General features: G+C 40.6%; 13 protein-coding genes and 1 pseudogene. 1 reads left to right on the top strand and 13 read right to left on the bottom strand.

Features of this window, described 5'->3' with window-relative positions:
* Positions 1–209 precede the first annotated feature (209 nt).
* The 9 genes and pseudogenes from MB380_RS09340 to MB380_RS09300 form a co-directional block, all read right to left on the bottom strand.
* Positions 210–1,469: a YeiH family protein gene (locus MB380_RS09340; RefSeq protein ID WP_253534843.1), complete on the bottom strand. Its 1,260-nt coding sequence runs from the start codon at positions 1,467–1,469 to the stop codon at positions 210–212.
* Between the two features lie 58 nt (positions 1,470–1,527).
* Complete coding sequence (locus MB380_RS09335) at positions 1,528–2,961, bottom strand: NAD(P)/FAD-dependent oxidoreductase (protein ID WP_253534841.1); 1,434 nt, start codon at positions 2,959–2,961, stop codon at positions 1,528–1,530.
* Between the two features lie 102 nt (positions 2,962–3,063).
* A complete protein-coding gene (locus tag MB380_RS09330; protein WP_101727808.1) occupies positions 3,064–3,498 on the bottom strand; it encodes an Rrf2 family transcriptional regulator in 435 nt (144 codons plus the stop codon).
* Between the two features lie 254 nt (positions 3,499–3,752).
* Positions 3,753–3,893 (bottom strand): annotated as a pseudogene (locus MB380_RS09325) (hypothetical protein); the annotation flags it as partial.
* Positions 3,894–4,059: 166 nt separating this feature from the next.
* Complete coding sequence (locus MB380_RS09320) at positions 4,060–5,346, bottom strand: O-acetylhomoserine aminocarboxypropyltransferase/cysteine synthase family protein (RefSeq protein WP_253534839.1); 1,287 nt, start codon at positions 5,344–5,346, stop codon at positions 4,060–4,062.
* Between the two features lie 137 nt (positions 5,347–5,483).
* On the bottom strand, positions 5,484–6,707 hold the full coding sequence (locus MB380_RS09315; RefSeq protein ID WP_253534838.1) for a sterol desaturase family protein: 1,224 nt from the start codon (positions 6,705–6,707) through the stop codon (positions 5,484–5,486).
* Positions 6,708–7,026: 319 nt separating this feature from the next.
* Entirely contained in the window at positions 7,027–8,490 is a 1,464-nt protein-coding gene (locus MB380_RS09310; RefSeq protein WP_253534836.1) for an MBOAT family protein, read from the bottom strand.
* A 34-nt stretch (positions 8,491–8,524) separates the two neighbouring features.
* Positions 8,525–9,490, bottom strand: coding sequence for a hypothetical protein (locus MB380_RS09305; RefSeq protein WP_253534834.1), 966 nt, complete (start codon positions 9,488–9,490; stop codon positions 8,525–8,527).
* A gap of 28 nt (positions 9,491–9,518) precedes the next feature.
* Positions 9,519–10,481, bottom strand: coding sequence for a hypothetical protein (locus tag MB380_RS09300; RefSeq protein WP_253534832.1), 963 nt, complete (start codon positions 10,479–10,481; stop codon positions 9,519–9,521).
* 184 nt (positions 10,482–10,665) lie between these two features.
* Between MB380_RS09300 and MB380_RS09295 the strand changes: the two genes are divergently transcribed.
* Positions 10,666–11,886, top strand: a complete 1,221-nt coding sequence (locus MB380_RS09295; protein WP_253534830.1) for an FtsX-like permease family protein — start codon at positions 10,666–10,668, stop codon at positions 11,884–11,886.
* A 75-nt stretch (positions 11,887–11,961) separates the two neighbouring features.
* Here MB380_RS09295 and MB380_RS09290 read toward each other — a convergent pair whose 3' ends face one another.
* The 4 genes from MB380_RS09290 to MB380_RS09275 are packed head-to-tail and all read right to left on the bottom strand — an operon-like array spanning position 11,962 to position 17,906.
* Positions 11,962–13,167 (bottom strand): nucleoside permease, encoded by a 1,206-nt coding sequence (locus tag MB380_RS09290; RefSeq protein WP_253534828.1) that lies wholly within the window; start codon positions 13,165–13,167, stop codon positions 11,962–11,964.
* Positions 13,168–13,227: 60 nt separating this feature from the next.
* Positions 13,228–14,250 carry an SPASM domain-containing protein gene (locus MB380_RS09285; protein WP_253534826.1) on the bottom strand — a complete coding sequence of 341 codons (1,023 nt, stop codon included), beginning with the start codon at positions 14,248–14,250 and terminating at the stop codon, positions 13,228–13,230.
* Positions 14,251–14,295: 45 nt separating this feature from the next.
* The gene (locus MB380_RS09280) at positions 14,296–16,896 is read right to left on the bottom strand and encodes a M1 family metallopeptidase (protein ID WP_253534824.1); all 2,601 of its coding nucleotides are present in this window, start codon (positions 16,894–16,896) and stop codon (positions 14,296–14,298) included.
* A 5-nt stretch (positions 16,897–16,901) separates the two neighbouring features.
* Positions 16,902–17,906, bottom strand: a complete 1,005-nt coding sequence (locus MB380_RS09275; protein ID WP_253534822.1) for a hypothetical protein — start codon at positions 17,904–17,906, stop codon at positions 16,902–16,904.
* Positions 17,907–17,910 lie beyond the last annotated feature (4 nt).

The raw sequence follows: 17,910 nt of genomic DNA, 5'->3' as shown, positions 1-17,910 counted from the left end.
ACGTCTGAATCGATTTAAATACTTTATTTTCCGTTAACGATGCAAATATAATAAATAATCTATATAGTCTAGTATGTTAGTAGATTAATTTTAGATAAAATAATCTTTGCATATCAGCTACAACAAGATACTATTGCAGTACCTGTTGAATTAAAAAAAATGGCATGCTTAAACTAAACATGCCATAAGGAATGTTTTTTCTAAGTCAATTATCTGAACAGATAATAAGCTATTATCAGGGTAATGAAAATATTAAATGTTTGAGCAATTAAAAAGGCATACAGTGGCTTTTTGTTGTCTTTATTGAAAATATCCCTGAAGTTTGTTTCAAGACCAATACTGGTAAAGGCCAAAGCAAACCATAAACCTTGCAGATTTTTCAGGCTTCCCTTTACTGCATTGATGGTATCGGCAGGCACAAAGAAAGAAAAAAGCAACGAAGCAGCCAGGAATCCGAGTACAAACTTCGGGAAACGGTCCCAAATTACGGTCAATGATGGTTTTGTTTCATTATCTTTTGCCAGCGGATTGTTAGTGTAGGTCCAGTAAATAGAGATGGCAAAAGCAGCAACTCCCAACAAAACATTCTGCGAAAATTTTACAATTGTGCTGGTTTTCAACGCCACTTCCCCAACCAGTGTTCCTGATGCAACTACAGCCCCGGTGGTATCTATTGTACCACCCAGCCAAGCACCGGTTACTTCTTCAGACAAACCCAACGCTTTGGCAATGTAAGGCATAAATATCATCATAGGTATAGCGGTTATCAGCACCAGTGAGATAACGTACGATAACTTTTTAGAGTCTCCTTTAATGGCCCCTGAAGTAGCAATAGCCGCAGATACGCCGCAAATAGAAACAGCGCTTGACAGCATAATGGCCATTTCTTCATCAATACCTAATTTTTTAGATACCCAGAATGCAAAATACCACACTGATACTACCACTACCAAAGCCTGAATAAGCCCCAGCAAACCTGCTTGCAGGATATCGGAAAATATTACGCTGGTACCTAAAATTACAAGCCCTATTTTCACAAAAACCTCGGTTGACAAAGATTTTTTTAACCACAAAGGTAATTGTACAGTATTACCAATAACTAAGCCTATCAGCAAACTAAAAATCACCGCCTCCAGGTTAAGGTTTTTTACTTTATTGTTGCCGGCTATAATAAGTGCCAGCATGGTAAGCACAAAAATAACCGGTATACCAGCCAGTAAAGGCACTACCGGCTTGCCAAGTGCCAAGGCCCCAATAATAGCACAGGTAAGCACGGCTAATAATAACACCAGAATTTTTACAATGTTATCATAAGCCAGTACTTTCGTTAGCAGATCATTGCTGGTTTGCCAGCCAAATGAAGGTGTTGGTAACAATACCCCCAGAATAGATAAAATAATGATTGAAAATCCGAGTAAAATAACGGTTGAGTCTTCGGTAAAAAAGATTTTCTTGGCAGGTGTAGGCATGTCAATGCGAAATTTTAGAGGGTTATAGTGGTTTATGTTTCAAATACTTAATTACTGTTTAACTGTGCTGAGGAAACAAATCTTCCAAAAATCTTTGTGCAGCGTGGTATCCGCACATACCGTGTACCCCACCACCCGGAGGCGTTGAGGAAGAACAAATGTAAAGACCTTTGGTGGAGGTACGATAAGGAGACCACCTGAGTGCGGGCCTTGTAAAAAGCTGCGAAAGCGTTTGAGCCCCACCGTTAATATCACCCCCTATATAATTAGGGTTATAATCTTCCATTTGTGCCGTATTCATGGTATGCCGGGCCAGAATCCTGTCTCTGAACCCGGGCGCAAAGCGTTCAATCTGCTGTTCAATGCGGTCTGTCATGTCAAGGGTTGAATTGGCAGGCACATGACAGTAACCCCACAATGTTTGTTTCCCTTCCGGTGCGCGAGTGGTATCAAATATACTTTGTTGCGCTAATAAAACAAAAGGTTTATCAGGATGCTTGCCGGCCCAGTTCATTTTCTCTGCATTGGCAACTTCTTCAAATGTACCCCCGATATGAACCGTACCGGCCTGTCGGCAACCGGAATTAGTAAATGGCACCGGCTCTGCCAATGCCCAGTCGACTTTAAAAACCCCCATGCCATACCTGTATCTTTTCAGTTGTGATTGATAAACTGAAGAGAAGGTATGGCCAGCTATTTGTAATAGCTGCCGGGGGGTAACATCAAATAATACAGCTGTTGATGAAGGTAATTGCTGCAATGACTTTATATATATACCGGTTTCTATCTGCCCGCCTAAAGATTGGAAATAAGCTGCCAAAGCTGTGGCTATCTGATTTGAGCCTCCTTTGGGTATAGGCCACCCATGCGCATGCCCAGCTGAAAGTAAAACCAGACCGATGGCGGCGGTGGTTAATTTATCAAGCGGAAGCATTGAATGTGCTGCCATACCACCCCACAAGCCTTTTGCTTCTTTTGACCGAAAACGCCCGGCAAGCATTGAAGCCGGTTGCAAGGCATTGAGACCAAATTTTGTAAACTGCCATATATTGTCAGGCAAATGTAAAGGTGCCAGTATATCATTTACCAGCCCTGAAAAACCCGCAGTTAATGGTTGAATTAACTTTAAATACGCTTTTTCATCTATTCCAAAAGCGGAGGCAGTTTCTACCACAGAGCGGTGGAGCAACGCAGCTGAACCACCGTCAAACGGATGAGCAGCTGCTACCGGAGGCTGGATAAATTCGAGTCCGAAATCAGCCAGAGGCAACGACCTGAAAAAAGGCGATGCGAGTGCCATTGGATGAATGGCCGAACAAACATCATGTAAAAACCCAGGCAATGTGAGTGCTTCAGACCGTAGCCCGCCACCAATTTTTCCCCGTCCTTCAATCAGTAATACTGATAAACCTGCCTGCTGTAAGGTTATAGCCGCAGCCAAGCCATTTGGCCCAGCCCCTACTATTACCGCATCATACTCTTTCTTTGCCATTTTACCTCAATTTACCAATTTACGTAATTAGCCCATTTGAAAATACTCACTTGAGCTAACTTAAAAAAGTGTTCCTGCCTTTTTATTCAGCTATAAGCTGAATCATGCCAGGGCCAGCTCTTTTTTATTAACGAAATCCAGCAGGGTTGTGTTTTCATAAACTTTCAGGTTGGCGTCTCTCACTTTTAGCATAATGGGTCGTATGGCACAGGTTTCTTCGTCGCCGCAATCATCACATTTATCGTAATAATAAATAGATACACATAATGTGGGCGCAATTGGGCCATCTGTTATGCGTAATATTCTTGCAAGCGTAATTTTAGAGGGTTCCATGCTTAAAGAATAACCACCGTTTTTGCCTTTATGGCTGGTTAGCAGGCCATTATTCCTTAATTCAAGCAAAATAGTTTCCAGAAACTTCCTCGGTATGCTCTCTTCACTGGCAATATCGGTTACAGTAAGTGAATCTTTTTCACCATATTTTTCTGCCAAAACCTTCAGGGCTTTTAAGGCATATTTAGCTTTTTTAGAAATCATGGCGCCCGGTTGTTAATTGTAATTGATGAAATAGTATTTAGTTTAGTTTATTGATGTACAAATATAATCTATATTTCTATATAATCTACCAATTTAGTAGATTAAATTATTATAAATTGTAGGGCTTATCTACCCCATAAAAAATCTGACCCGGCTAATGCTAAGCCAGGCCAGACTGCTTCATTAGTTTAAAAAAGCAATGAAGCCTCTCAGAGTACAAAAAACCACATTGCTTTTTTTGAGGCTACCTGGCCTTAACTAAAGGTACGTAAAATTTTCAGTGCTGCCCATACGTTTTGTCCCCTGCCTGAATGGCAACCGGCAACGTATTTTGCCTGGGGTAAAGGACAATTGACGTAATGTGTAAAAGCACATGGAGGGCTTATGGCTTTATTGAAATCAAGATATACCTTTCCGTTTTTGTAAGGTTTGTCAGTATATAAAACTTTCCGGCACGGTAAATCTCTTTTTTATTTTTGCATCAGCAAATTAGTTTGCAATGTTACTTGTAAAAGTATATGACCTGCAAATACTGCCGTTGCAGGTCTTAACTGTAACTGTTTAAAGCGCTGCAAAAGCCTGCTCAATATCTGCTTTGATGTCATCAATATGCTCAATACCAACCGATATGCGCAATTGAGTAGGTTCAACTCCGGCTGTAACCTGTTCTGCATCTGACAACTGCGAATGCGTAGTGGATGCAGGGTGGATAATCAATGTCTTTGAGTCGCCCACATTAGCCAGATGACTGATTAATTTCAGGCTATCCACAAATTTCGATGCACGGTCTTTATCGCCTTTCAATTTGAATGACAGCACACCTCCAAAACCGCGGTTGAGGTATTTTTTAGCCAGTTGGTGGTAAGGATTGTTTTCCAGACCTAGATAATTGACACTTTCTACCTGCTCGTGCGCCTGTAGCCACTGTGCCAGTTTTAAGGCGTTTTCGCTGATTCTCTCTACCCTTAGCGTAAGAGTTTCAAGACCCTGAATTAACAAGAATGAGTTAAACGGACTCTGAGACGGGCCCCAGTCGCGCAGACCTTCTACCCTTGCCCTGATTATGAACTGAATATTACCAAATGGACCGCCGATACCAAATACATCATTCAGCACCAGACCATGATAACTAGGCGAAGGCTCAGTAAACTGAGGAAACTTGCCATTGCCCCAATTGTAAGTGCCGGCATCAACAATAACGCCACCCATGGTTGTACCGTGCCCGCCAATCCATTTAGTGGCCGACTCTACCACTACATGCGCGCCATATTTAATGGGCTGTGCAATAGCGCCGCCCGCGCCAAAAGTGTTGTCTACAATTAGTGGTAAATCATATTTTTGTGCCAGTTTGGCAAAAGCTTCAAAATCAGGCACATTAAAGCCCGGATTACCGATGGTTTCCAGGTACAAAAATTTGGTTTTCTCGTCAATCAGTTTTTCAAAACTCTCTACTTTGTCGCCATCTGCAAAACGAGCCTCTACACCAATATTTTTGAACGAGTTTTTAAACTGATTATACGAACCACCATATAAAAAAGAGGTAGTAACGAAGTTGTCGCCAACGGTTGTAATGTTATTAATAGCCACAAATTGCGCTGCATGGCCTGAACTAACCGCAAGCGCGGCTACCCCACCTTCTAAAGCGGCAATGCGCTTTTCGAATACATCGTTGGTGGGGTTCATAATTCTGGTGTATATATTGCCGAACTCTTTCAGCGCAAAAAGATTTGCGCCGTGCTGGGCATTGTTAAATACATAAGAGGTTGTCTGAAAAATAGGTACTGCTCTGGCGTTGGTTGTCGGGTCAATTTCCTGTCCGGCATGCAGCTGAAGGGTTTCAAATTTCATGTTCTAATTGGTTTTAATTGTACTTTATAAATTGAGTAAAATTTTTTTTCATAATTACGAAAAAAATTACGCTTGGTTAAAAATTAACCAAGCTAATTTAATTACCATAACCTATTACGATGATAAAACATCTATAACTATTTAAAAGCCTTTCTTTTTCCGTAAATAAACCACAGGTAGTGCCTTTGAAGGCTTGAAAAGCGAGCCAGGCTTATTAATATTAACAAAATTGCCATACCCACCATAGTTGGGTTAGGGAAATAATAAAAGGTGGCGATCAGAACCAGACTTGCGCGAGCAAATTCGAGATAAAAAACCCAGCGGCGCTGGTCGAGAATAGCGCCACAGTTAATCAGGGTTATCAAAATAAATAATGCTGCCAATACCTGCAAAAATACCGGCACGTAGTGTTCAAACAGTAAAAGCAAAAATAAAGCAGTAACTATAAATGCTATCTGGGCTATTACATAAGCTCTGAATTTTGTGGTATAGGCCTGTACTTTTCTTACAGCCAGGAATCGCTTCTCAGCTCTGGCCCGAATCTCAGGGTCAAAATCTGAGGGTTTCCCAAAAATTACTTTTAGTTTGTTCCCTAAACCTTTCTGTTCCTTGGTTGCGTAGGCAATTTCAACCAGAAAATGGAAATGCTGCCATAAAAAACTATAGCTATCCAATTGTTTGGTTAACCCAAAAGACGGCTCCTCTTTTTCCTCGGCATAAGTACCAAAGAGTTTATCCCAGATGATAAACATATCGCCATAATTTTTATCCAGGTATTGCTCATTGCTGGCATGATGTACCCTGTGATGCGACGGGGTAACGATAATGTACTCAAGCAAGCCCAGTTTACCTATCAAACGGGTATGTGTAAAAAAGGGATATATACCATGTATTAACAGAATAACGGTAATCATTTCTGCCGGAAAACCTATAACCGGTAAAACAGACCAGAATGAAGTGCGTACCACTGCCTGAAAAATAGTTATTCGGGTTGCGGCAGTATAATTAAACTCTTCGCTTGTATGATGAACTACATGAAACCCCCAGAAAAGATTAATTTCATGCCCGAAACGATGATACCAATACCATAGAAAATCGGTAGCCAGCAAAAGAGCAATCCATAAAAGCAAACTTGGCTGAATATCAAAGATGGCAAAGTTCTTATGCAGGTAGTCATAAAAAAAATAGAAACCTCCGGCCGTAAATAAATCAATCAGCCTTTCAGCTATGCCAACATTCAGATTAGCTATTGAACTATTGAATTTAAAGTAAGACTTACCTTGCTTTTTGGCAATGAAATACTCAAGCCAGATAAAAAACAAAAAGAAAGGTACAGCCAGCGCCAAATAATTGAGTACCATAGCAGGTTTGATTTTTGTTAAATAATTTACTGAATCAATAGCGTGGTTCAACATCCAACTAAATCAAGATTCAAAACTGTGGTTGTCGTGAGTGGTTTCGAACCACCTGAAAGAGTTTATGAAACTCTTTGTCTTCCGTATAAGACTCACGACCGTGGTCTCAAATAATAAATCTGAAGAAATTCTCCGTCTGTTGATGATTATCTGATTCTGACACAAATTAAAACACATTTAATCTACCAAACAAGTAGATTAATAAAAAAATTTTCACCTCTTCCCACTGAGATAAAAATTTTCTAATGAATCAATAATTTAAAAATCAGAACTGGAAATAAATGAATTGCGCCGGGGAGTCGAATATCCCTAAAATAAAAAACATCATTACAAACAGGTAGTAAATACCCCAACGCACCCAGGCAGGCTTGGTTGAAATTACGTTGCGGATGCTTCTGTCGCGCTCAATGTAATGAATAATCTCCATAAAAATGATAAGAAATACAGCTGTAAAAAATTCTCTGGCACCATTACCAAGAAAAACATTGCGGGCAATGTAGTCAGCATCTGACAGTTCGGCTATACCAGGCATGTTAGTAAAAAGGTGAGTAACCAGGTGCCAGGTCCAGCCAAGTTCCATGTAGCTACCTCTGAAAAATATCCAGGCGAAAGAAACCAGCACAAATGTGGTTACAATCTGTACCACTTTAAACAGCCATGGCCATTTGGTAAGCCCCGTTAGGTTGTTTATAAAATTACGGGGCTTTGCCGTTATAATAGCCCCCACCAGAAACAGGCCGTGTATGGCGCCCCAGATAATATAATTCCAGTTAGCGCCATGCCAGAAACCACTGATTGTGAAAACAAAAAACAGATTAAAATACCATCGCCACTTGCTTACCCTGTTGCCACCCAATGGAATATAGAGGTAATCGCGGAACCAGGAAGATAATGAGATATGCCATCTGCGCCAGAACTCCGATATATTTTTTGAAAAATAAGGCCTGTCAAAGTTTTTCATTAACTTAAAGCCCATTACCTGCGCGGTGCCAATGGCAATGTCAGAGTAACCTGAGAAATCGCAGAAAATCTGAAATGAGAAAAATATGGTGGCTACAATTATAGGCAGGCCTTCGTAGTCAAGCGGTGCATTATAAACTTTATCTACAAAAAGCGCCAGCCTGTCGGCAATCACAACTTTTTTAAACAAACCCCAGCCAATCAGTTTCAATCCACTTGTTATCCGGTCGTAATCAAAGGTATGTTTTTCATAAAACTGATGCAGAATATTCTGCGGGCGTTCAATTGGCCCTGCCACCAACTGCGGATAAAACATTACATACAACGAATATATCCCAAAATGCCGCTCTGCTTTCTGATTACCCCTGTATACCTCTATGGTATAACTCATAGCCTGAAAAGTATGGAAAGAGAGCCCAATGGGCAGCAGAATGTCAAGCAAAGGCCAGCTTACCAATCCGGCTTCGCCTAATGCCAGCTTAAAAAAATTATAATACTTAAACACCGCCAGCACGCCAATATTGGCAACCAGACTCATAATCAGGTACCACTTTCGGGTCTTACCTTCAGACTGCTCAATGAGTATTCCGGCAAAATAATCAACTACAATAGTAAAAGCCAGAATTAGTATGTACTCAGGCTTAAAAAACATATAAAAATAGCAACTGGTAGCCAGCAACCACCACCAGCGATGTTTGTGCTGCAACAGAAAATACACCAGAGTTACTATTGGAAAAAATATGGCAAACTCTATTGAATTGAATATCATAGTTATAAAAACTTGAAAAGTTTTATGGCTGATTTTAGTCTATTTGTTGTACTAAAGACTTATGGTTATATAAATCCAGTATTTTCTGGGTATTATCATCTCTTGACGACGGCTTTAAATGATAGAATGTATCAAAAAAAGAGCTATCTTCATAAACAAAATCTATGGCACTACCCAAAACTGTACATTTCAGGCTTGTTTTAATCTGGCTTTCTACAGACTCTACGGCTTTTTTGCCATGCCTGTAAGTAGATTTGGCTATCGGCGGAAAAACAAAGTTTACCTCAGCCCCTCTTTTTTCAGCCTCCAGAATCAAATGGTTAATATCTTCTATCTGGCCTGAATAATCGATGGTATCTTTAGGAAACATGGTAAACACAAACCTGGAAGACCGATTATTAACGTGGCTCACAATGTCTCCTCTGGCAGAAAACGCCCCTCTGAAATACACCGACGTGCTGTCTTCAATTTGGGCATAGGCACTATTATTATTACCCATCGAATTCCAGAACAGTTTACGGATATTAGAAAATCTGTGTCTGATATCAGCGCTCACCCGCTTCAAAACAGATTTTTCTTTCAGCACAAAATTTGCGCCTTGCGGGTAAAAATCTATGGCAGACCTGATAACCTCTTCATTGCCGAATCTTGATATATCGTACTCTGTGGTAATAAATACTTTATCGCCCTTTTTTACCTCCCTCAATGCATCATTCATTAAAAAATAAGTACCCAGCGGCGCAACAAACGCCATATTAACTACCGGGATACCCACATGACGTTGCAGGGTATCGCTATTTATACCAAAAGAAATGCTCGACCCACCAACCCATATTAGCTTAGGTGAAGGCATTTGCGCAGCCACTTTATGTTTGTCATTCAGTATTCCTCCCAGATAATCGTACCGGTAATTAGTGCCGATATAGAGGCTATCCAGCAGAATTACAGAAGCGGCTAAAGAAATACTGAATATTAAAACTTTTATTATAAACTTTCGCATCGATTCCATTCATCCCTCATATAATAACCTATTTCTTATTCATTTCTTTTTTCATCAGGCCAATCAGCAAGCCTGTTCTTAGGTCCCGTCCTTTTGCGTTCAGGTGGTATACCATGTCCTGGCACAAGCTATCGGCAAAAATAAAATCCTGTTGTTTTCCTAAAACCGGAAACATTAATCCTTCCGTAAGCTGCTTGTTCAGCCTGTCAAGCACTGGCTTATCAGCCTTATATGAAGACCTTGCGTAAGATGGAAAAGTGTAATAAGCTTTTACGCCGTTCTTACTTACCCTGCTGTAAAAGTGGTTCATGTCTGCAATAGCTGGCAGCATTGAGGTGCTGTCGTCTAAAATGGCAGGCGGAATTACTTTAAGAGATGGGTTATTTAAATGGCTTATGAGGTCGCCGTATTTGTTAATGGCCCTTCTGAAAAAAATACTCGTTGTGTCTTCAACAGCAGGAGGTATATCATTACTTATAAATCTGTCTATAGTGAGCCTCATATTAGCAATACGGGCTATGGCATTTTCTTTCAGGTATTGAATAGGGCTTTCGTAGTCGAACCATCTGGCGGCTTCAGGGTACATTCTGGCCATTGTAATTTTCTCGCCTATATTGCCTTTGCTTTCTACAATATACTCAAAGCCCATCACCACAATGTCGCCTTTATGCAATTGCGGTTCTATCTGGCGAAGCATAAAATCAGAACCGTAATTATAATGCATTGCCATATTCACAACCGGCAGGTGCAGGCTGTCTTGTATCATTTGGCTGTTAATGCCATAAGCAAAATTAGAACCTGCAACTAATACAATTTTGGGTGAGGGAAGCGCTTTGAGCCTGCCGTATTTTTCTATTATACTTGCAGTGTACGATATCTCTGCTTCTTTTTTTGCATAGGGGTTAATCTGATATAAGGCTTCGATGGTTCCGAGTGTGGCTAATCCAAGAATACCTATTTTAAATAAAAGCAGCTTAATTTTCTGATTCATGAATTACATCTTTTTGTCAGCTTCCTGACCATTATCAAACGGCTTTTATTGATGTAAAAACCGATGCTTTGCCCGCTCATTTGTTTAAAATATAAAGGTAATAATAAACAAAAATGATAGTTTTGTAAAATCTTGGGCAAAAAAACGCTGCCCGGCAATTTTGCAGGCCTGTATTGAACAAAATATGAATTTACCCCGCTTTATCTCTCAACGAATCCAGAAAACCAAGTCTGAATCTTTTACCTCTACGGTAGTTAAAGTCGGTATCGCCAGTATTGCCATTGGCCTGGCCGTAATGATAATTTCTTTCGGAATCCTGATTGGCTATAAACAGGCCATCAAAGATAAACTTTTCAGCCTTAGCGGACACATACAAGTGAGCAAAATTACATTGAATCAATCGTATGAGGAAATTCCGATGCCAATAAAAACAAATTTTTATGCCGGATACCGCAAAAACCCAATGATTGAACACGTGCAGGCAGTTGCAAACAAGGCAGGCATGCTTAAATCTAATGAAGAACTGGCAGGGATTATTGTAAAGGGCGTAGGTAAAGATTATGACTGGGATGTTTTCTCGCAGAATCTGGTTGAAGGGCGACAATTAAACTTTGCAGATTCTACGTTTTCAAGCGAAGTAATAATCAGCAAGCGCATTGCCGGACAATTAAAAATAAAACTTAACGATGACGTGCTTGTTTATTTTATACAAAGCCCACCCAGAGTAAGAAAAGTAAAAGTTGTTGGCATTTATGAAACCGGACTGGAAGAGTTTGACAAGAACTTTATTATCGGCGACCTTGCTCTGGTGCAGAAAATGAACGAGTGGGATAACAACACCTGTGGCCACTATGAGGTTTTTCTCAAAAATTTTGATGACCTGGATTATGCCACCGGAACCATAAATTCAGAAATTGACCTCAACATGAAAGCCAAGCGCGTTACAGATATGTTCAGGGCAATTTTTGACTGGCTTAGCCTGCTGGACAAAAACATACTGATTGTGCTGGGGCTTATTCTGGTGGTTGCTTCTTTTAATATGATATCGGTTCTGCTGGTAATGATGATGGAACGAACCTCAATGATAGGGATGCTAAAAGCGCTTGGAGCTGATAACACCCAGATACGCAAGATATTTGTCTATAATGGTTTGAAAATTATTCTGAAAGGTATGGTATATGGCAATATGCTGGGTATTGGGCTTAGCTTTATTCAGTTTTACTTTAAGCTGATACCGCTGGACCCTGAGAATTATTATATTGACCATGTACCCATTGCGTGGGACTGGGCAGTAATAGCCATTCTGAACATTGCCACCGTTATTTTGATACTGGCGGTAATAACGATTCCTACATTTATTGTATCTAAAATGCGGGTAGTGGAAGCCCTTAAATTTAAAGAATAAACAATCTTAATGTATCATAAAAAATGCTCTATCGGCCGATAGAGCATTTTTTATGATAGCAGATAAAACAATTTCTTATTTTGCCTTACGTGTATTGTCTTTAAATATTAATACAAAGAAAACCAAAACGGCTGCCGCAATACCTGCCGGAACCATCCATACCCCCTGCCAGTTATGAATAGACTCACCGGCAGCATTTTTGGTAGTGTAAATATCAAGTACACGGCCAGAAAGAAGCGAGCCAATAGCCATACCAACACCATAAGTAGCCAAGGTAATAAGCCCCTGAGCCGAACTCTTGATTTTTTCGCCTGCTTTGTTGTCTGTATATATCTGGCCGGTTACAAAGAAGAAATCATAACATACGCCGTGCAGCACAATGGCAATGTATAGAACCCACTCTGAAGAAATACCATCACCGTAACCGAAGCATATAAAGCGGATAATCCAGGCAATCAAACCAACAATCAACATTTTCTTGATACCAAAGCGGGTTAAGGCAAATGGAATCAGTAACATGAATAAGACCTCAGAAACCTGCCCTAAAGACATCTTGTTTTCAACGTTGGTCATGTGCGATTCAGTTAACGAAAGGTTGGCATGCGCGTAATAGAACGATAACGGAATACAAACCAGAATTGAACTGATAAAGAAAACCAGAAATGAGCGGTCTTTGAAAAGCACAAAGGCATCTGTACCAAGAATCTGTCCGAACGAGGTAGCCTTGGTAGCCTTTGGAGGAGTATCAGGCAAAGTAAAGGCAAACAAACCCCAGGCCAAAGATGTAACCATGGCAATCTGGAAAATTTCAACTTTATCACCTACGCCAAAGTATCCGATAATATTGGTAATTACAATCCAGGCTACGGTACCCATAACACGAATAGTCGGGAACTCCTTTTCAGGATTTTTCATCTGGTTCATGGCAATAGAGCTCGACAACGCCAGATTAGGCGCAAAAGTGAGCGTATAGGCCAGAATGTACCATATAAAAGTGTCGGCGCTTTTTACCTGAATCAGAAAATAAAGAATAACAGCACCTAGAATATTCAAAACTCCCATTACTTTTTGCGCCGAAAAAAAGCGATCGGCTATTAAGCCCATAAAAAATGGAGCAGCAATTGAAGCAATTGAAAAGGTAGTATAAGCCAGCCCAATCTGGTCGCCGGTGGCCTTAAGTGTAGTAAAAAGGTATTTGCCCATTTGTCCGTACCATGACCCCCAGGTAACAAACATCAGGAACATCATGAGCATTAATTTAATTCGTAAGTCGAGCTTCATAGAGGTTCGGTTGGTTAAAAAATGAAAGAAGGGCAAATCTATAAAATGAAAGGCGAAATATCAACCCCAGACCCTGGTTCCCTCTGTGCAATTTTTGCACATTTCTATTTCAGAACGGGACCGGATAAGCGACTGCCGGAAAATGATGTAAGGTGTACTTTGCCAAAGGTTTTTAAAGCTGGTTTGTTTCAGGTCTCCAAGACGGTATTCTCCGTCTTTATCAAAACAGCAGGGCACCACCAGTCCATCCCACGTAATAACGCACGAATGCCACATTTTCCAGCAGTGGTCCAGTAGTTTATTTTTTATCTTGTAGCTGCCGTCGGCCTGTTGGGCATAGCGGGCATATTTATCAATGGTAGGTATCAGATCTGAACCGTTTTCATAATCGTAAATCTGTGCTGTTTTAAAGGCTATTTCATCTACGCCAATTTCAGCAGCCAGTTGTTTTACTTCTTCTAACTGATGTTCGTTGGGTTTTACTACCAGAAACTGAAAAATTACATGTGGTGTTGCCGATTTCAATTCTTTCTTCCACTTTACAATATTTCTGGCACCTTCTATTACTTTTGAGAGGTTCCCTCCTACTCTGTATTGCTGATAAACATCTTGTGTGGTGCCGTCAATAGAAATAATCATCCTGTCAAGACCCGATTCCACGGTTCTTTTTGCATTGGTATCGCTCAGATAATGTGCATTGGTTGATGTAGCCGTGTAAATACCTTTCTGCGAAGCATAGTTTACCAAATCAAGAAACCTGGGATGCAGATAAGGCTCACCCTGAAAATAGAAAATAAGATATAAAAGTGTTTCAGAAAGTTCGTCAATGGTTTGTTTGAATAGCTTCTCTTCAAGCATACCAGTCGGGCGGGTAAAACTCCTTAAACCGCTGGGGCACTCAGGGCAGCGCAAATTACACGAGGTGGTAGGTTCAATTGATATAGCAATGGGTAATCCTCTATGTACAGGTTTGCCTGTCATTTTAGACGCTATATAACTGAATACATTCATAAGAGCATTCCAGGCGCGGGCCGGGGTAACCTTTGAGAAAAAATTCAGACCATCTTTCAGATTCCTGTTCATAGAGTGGATTAAAACATTATGGTTCTCAAAACTGAGAACATTTGTTTACAAATCTTTATATTGCTGATATACTTTTTGCAAACGCTCATCTTTTTCGGCAGCTATTACTTCTTTCAGAAGCGCCTTGGCCTCCGGAATATCAGTAAGCAGGGCCAGCGTTTGCATACCGGCAAATCTTACATACCACTGGGTATTATTCATTGCTATTCTCTTTAGCAGAGGCAGACTCTTTTTCTGAACATCTTGTGGCGATTTAACCAGATAAGTACCAAATATACCTAAAACCTGGTACAAGTCTCCGCCATTCATTTTATTTAAATGTTCATAAAACCAGTTGAATTTTTCTGGCGATGCAGATTCGGCATAATAACCGCCAACGGCAGCAAAAATGTCTGTGATGCCAGACTGCTCATATTTTTTTGCCAGTTCTTCTGCATCTGGTGGCCTGCTGGCAAGAATCGCCTCAAGCGCAGCAGCCTGAACCGTGTAAGAGGTGTCTGTAAGTGCCTGCCGAAATAGCTTATCGTTCTGTGCATTCTGAAAACCCTTCATTGCCAGAATGGCATCGGCACGCACATAAGAGCGGTCGTCAGACTGCACGCGGCTCTGCAAAGCTCTTTCTACTTCCAGAAAATCGTCTCCGTCATAATCATTAAATTTCTGTACAGCCAGCTGGCGTATCCGCCAGAATTTATCTTTGGTTGCATCAAGCAATACCTTTCTTATGGTTTTATCAAGAGCCGGGTTAGTAGCAGTGCTGTCGTCATCAGGCTCAAAGGTGAGTATTTCAAGCGCCAGCAAACGAGCCGGAATACGCTCGGCATGGTAATACTGATAAATATACTCTTCCTGGGTTTTCTGATGCAAAATTCTTCCAACCAGCACGTTCTCAGGGTCAAGCAAAACCATTTGTGGAGCAGCCGACAATGGCCACTCAAAAGTTTGCGTAGCTTTATCAATTACCACCTCATGGGTAGTTTTCTGATTATTAGCCCAAACTTCTACAGGTAGCTGCAATCGGTAAACAGGGGCATAAGTGGTATCCTGAACCTGATTGATTGTTAATTTTAGTTTACCGTTGGCAAACTGCTGCAAAACCTGTAAATCAGGGTGGCCGGGTTTCATAAACCACTGGTCAAAAAACCAGTGGAGGTCTTCGCCTGTTACACTTTCAAAAGCCAGTCTGAGTTGGTCTAATTCGGCTGTTTTAAAGGCATTCTGGGTAAGATATAGCTTCAGTGCGGCAAAGAAAGCATCATCGCCCACCTGTTTACGAAGCAAATGCAAAATCCTGCCTCCTTTGGCATAAGAGTGAGAATCAAACATATCTTCCTTATCATGATATCTGTATCTGATAAGCGGCTCCTGTTTTTCCTGGGCTTCGCCAAAATACTGGTTAAAAGCTATATGAGCCACTAAATCGGCTTCATCCTGTCCGTACTTATGCGCCGCCCAGAGGTATTCTGAATAATTGGCAAAAGATTCGTTCAATGGCAGATTCGACCACGACTCACAGGTTACCAAATTTCCAAACCAGTGGTGAAATAACTCGTGGGCAATTACTCCATCATCATTATCATCTGCCAGTTGATGGTTATCTTTCTGAATAAAATCGCCATGCACGGTTGCGGTGGTGTTTTCCATAGCGCCCGACACATATTCTCTTACTGCAATCTGGGCGTATTTATCCCATTGATACTTTACACCCAGCAGGTTTTCAAAATAAGTAATCATTTCGGGTGTACGCCCGAAAATATTCATGGCATATTTTTCAAACTTTGGCTCTACATAATAACTTACCTCAAAAGTCTTGTAGCGAGGGTCAACTACTTTTCTGAAATCCCCGATGGCAATCATGGTCAGATACGGGGCAGCGGGTTTATCCTGTTTCCAGTAGTCGGTGCGGGTACCATCAGTATTTATCTTTGAAGACACCAGTTTTCCATTAGAAAGGGTAATAAACCGGGCGTCTGCAGAGGCTTTGTCTAAGGTTATATAAATTTCAAGCGTGGTTTTCTGATTGGGCGTGTCAATAGTCGGAAACCAGCAGGAATTGGCCTCAGTTTCTCCCTGAGTCCAGATTTGTCTGGGCTTTTCAGGGTCTGTGCCATCTGCATTGATAAAATATAAACCCTTATCGGCTGTTATGGCATCACTGCCTCCTGATGGGAGTTCGTTTGGTTTGGCCACATAAACAATCTGTACCTGAGCCGTATCTTTTCTGGTGAATGATTTCCCCAGGCTGATGCTCAGTACACGTTTGTCATAATCAAACTTCAGGTTCTGACCCTTCATGGTTACCTTCTGAATCTCAAAACCTTTGGCATCAAGTTCAAGTGTATGCTGTTCATAAAAATGTGGCTTAAAAGTTATGGTAGCCACTCCGTACATATATTGTTTTTTCCAATCGGGCCTCAATTCAAGTTTTGTATGAATCAGGTCATTTTTTTTGGTGCGTTCCGGATTATATCTTCCATTTGCAGGCACCAGACGTTGCATTTCCTGCGCCTGAATGCTAAAAGTAATGCTCAAAAATATAAACAGAAAATACTTGCGCATCATAAGGCTACATTGTTGATTAAATAAAATTTTGTTGTACTTACCCCACTTATAGTTTTGTAATGAACTACCTATATTAAATGCCATTGGTTTTATCTGCTGCGATGCGGCTTTTTAAAATCTATAAAATAGTGTTCGGTTAATTTATGCAACACAAACTCGTTACCTGTTTGTTCAATTCTGTAATCTCTTTTAAACTTGAAATCGTCCAGACTTGATACCCCCCCTTTAATGGTTAATGTTAGCACATTGGTAGTCTCGTTAAAAGCCCATCCAGACTCGTCGGTATCAATATCCAGAAAATTTATGCCAGCACAAGCTTCCAGGTCAGGGTCCATTTCATACTCATAGCTAATCTTCCCATCGGCCTCAAAATTTAACACCAGCGTATTGATTCTGAATTTTGATGCATCAAAAGAAGTTAAACGTATAACATTTTTAGTTATTTTATTTCCTACCAGAATCCAGCGTCTGGCTGGCATTAATACGGCCTTACTAATGGCTTTATGGTCTTTTACATTTAAGGTTTTTTCATGCACCGTTTCTTTTGCAGATTCAGGCAAATGGCCTTCAACAAAGCTTGTTGCCATGGCGGCAGGTGCAACATTACTTTCTTTAACCAATAATTTCGATACCTCCGGTTGCGTTGGCACACTAACCACTGTAAGTTCATTAACTATATCTGTGGTGTTTTTCAGCACATATCCTCCGACTATTTTTTCAATTTTGTACCTCCGTTTAAAGTTAAATTCATCCATGCTGGTGTAACCCCCTTTCAGTGTCAGGGACATTATATTTTCGGAAGCTTCATATTGCCATCCCGAAACCTCGGTGTCAAGGTCAAGAAACTCCGTTCTTCTGCTATGTTTTGATGTGTGGTTGGTCTCATAATCATAATCGATTTTACCATCATGAAGAAAATGAATAACAAACGAATCAGCCTTTAGTTTTGAAGGGCTGTAAGAAGCCAGATAAATATCTTTATTTTCGATTCTGCTATTCAGCAGTATCCATTTCTTAGACAGCAGGCTTAGGTCTTGCGCAAACGATTGTGTAACAAAAAGTGCCGGCAAGCAAATTTTATAGAGTAGGTTCATTGAA

The sequence above is a fragment of the Emticicia sp. 21SJ11W-3 genome (genome assembly GCF_024138715.1).
In the GTDB taxonomy this organism is placed as follows: domain Bacteria; phylum Bacteroidota; class Bacteroidia; order Cytophagales; family Spirosomataceae; genus Emticicia; species Emticicia fluvialis.
Note: the sequence above shows the minus strand (reverse complement) of the source record. Positions and strands in the feature narration are given on the sequence as shown.

What these genes read in the sequence shown, in the direction of transcription:
- MB380_RS09315 (WP_253534838.1), bottom strand. Translation starts at nt 6,707, where the DNA reads ATGGTACTCAATTATTTGGCGCTGGCTGTACCTTTCTTTTTGTTTTTT.
- MB380_RS09295 (WP_253534830.1), top strand. Translation starts at nt 10,666, where the DNA reads ATGAATTTACCCCGCTTTATCTCTCAACGAATCCAGAAAACCAAGTCT.
- MB380_RS09340 (WP_253534843.1), bottom strand. Translation starts at nt 1,469, where the DNA reads ATGCCTACACCTGCCAAGAAAATCTTTTTTACCGAAGACTCAACCGTT.
- MB380_RS09290 (WP_253534828.1), bottom strand. Translation starts at nt 13,167, where the DNA reads ATGAAGCTCGACTTACGAATTAAATTAATGCTCATGATGTTCCTGATG.
- MB380_RS09330 (WP_101727808.1), bottom strand. Translation starts at nt 3,498, where the DNA reads ATGATTTCTAAAAAAGCTAAATATGCCTTAAAAGCCCTGAAGGTTTTG.
- MB380_RS09280 (WP_253534824.1), bottom strand. Translation starts at nt 16,896, where the DNA reads ATGGCATTTAATATAGGTAGTTCATTACAAAACTATAAGTGGGGTAAG.
- MB380_RS09310 (WP_253534836.1), bottom strand. Translation starts at nt 8,490, where the DNA reads ATGATATTCAATTCAATAGAGTTTGCCATATTTTTTCCAATAGTAACT.
- MB380_RS09320 (WP_253534839.1), bottom strand. Translation starts at nt 5,346, where the DNA reads ATGAAATTTGAAACCCTTCAGCTGCATGCCGGACAGGAAATTGACCCG.
- MB380_RS09300 (WP_253534832.1), bottom strand. Translation starts at nt 10,481, where the DNA reads ATGAATCAGAAAATTAAGCTGCTTTTATTTAAAATAGGTATTCTTGGA.
- MB380_RS09335 (WP_253534841.1), bottom strand. Translation starts at nt 2,961, where the DNA reads ATGGCAAAGAAAGAGTATGATGCGGTAATAGTAGGGGCTGGGCCAAAT.
- MB380_RS09285 (WP_253534826.1), bottom strand. Translation starts at nt 14,250, where the DNA reads ATGAACAGGAATCTGAAAGATGGTCTGAATTTTTTCTCAAAGGTTACC.
- MB380_RS09275 (WP_253534822.1), bottom strand. Translation starts at nt 17,906, where the DNA reads ATGAACCTACTCTATAAAATTTGCTTGCCGGCACTTTTTGTTACACAA.
- MB380_RS09305 (WP_253534834.1), bottom strand. Translation starts at nt 9,490, where the DNA reads ATGCGAAAGTTTATAATAAAAGTTTTAATATTCAGTATTTCTTTAGCC.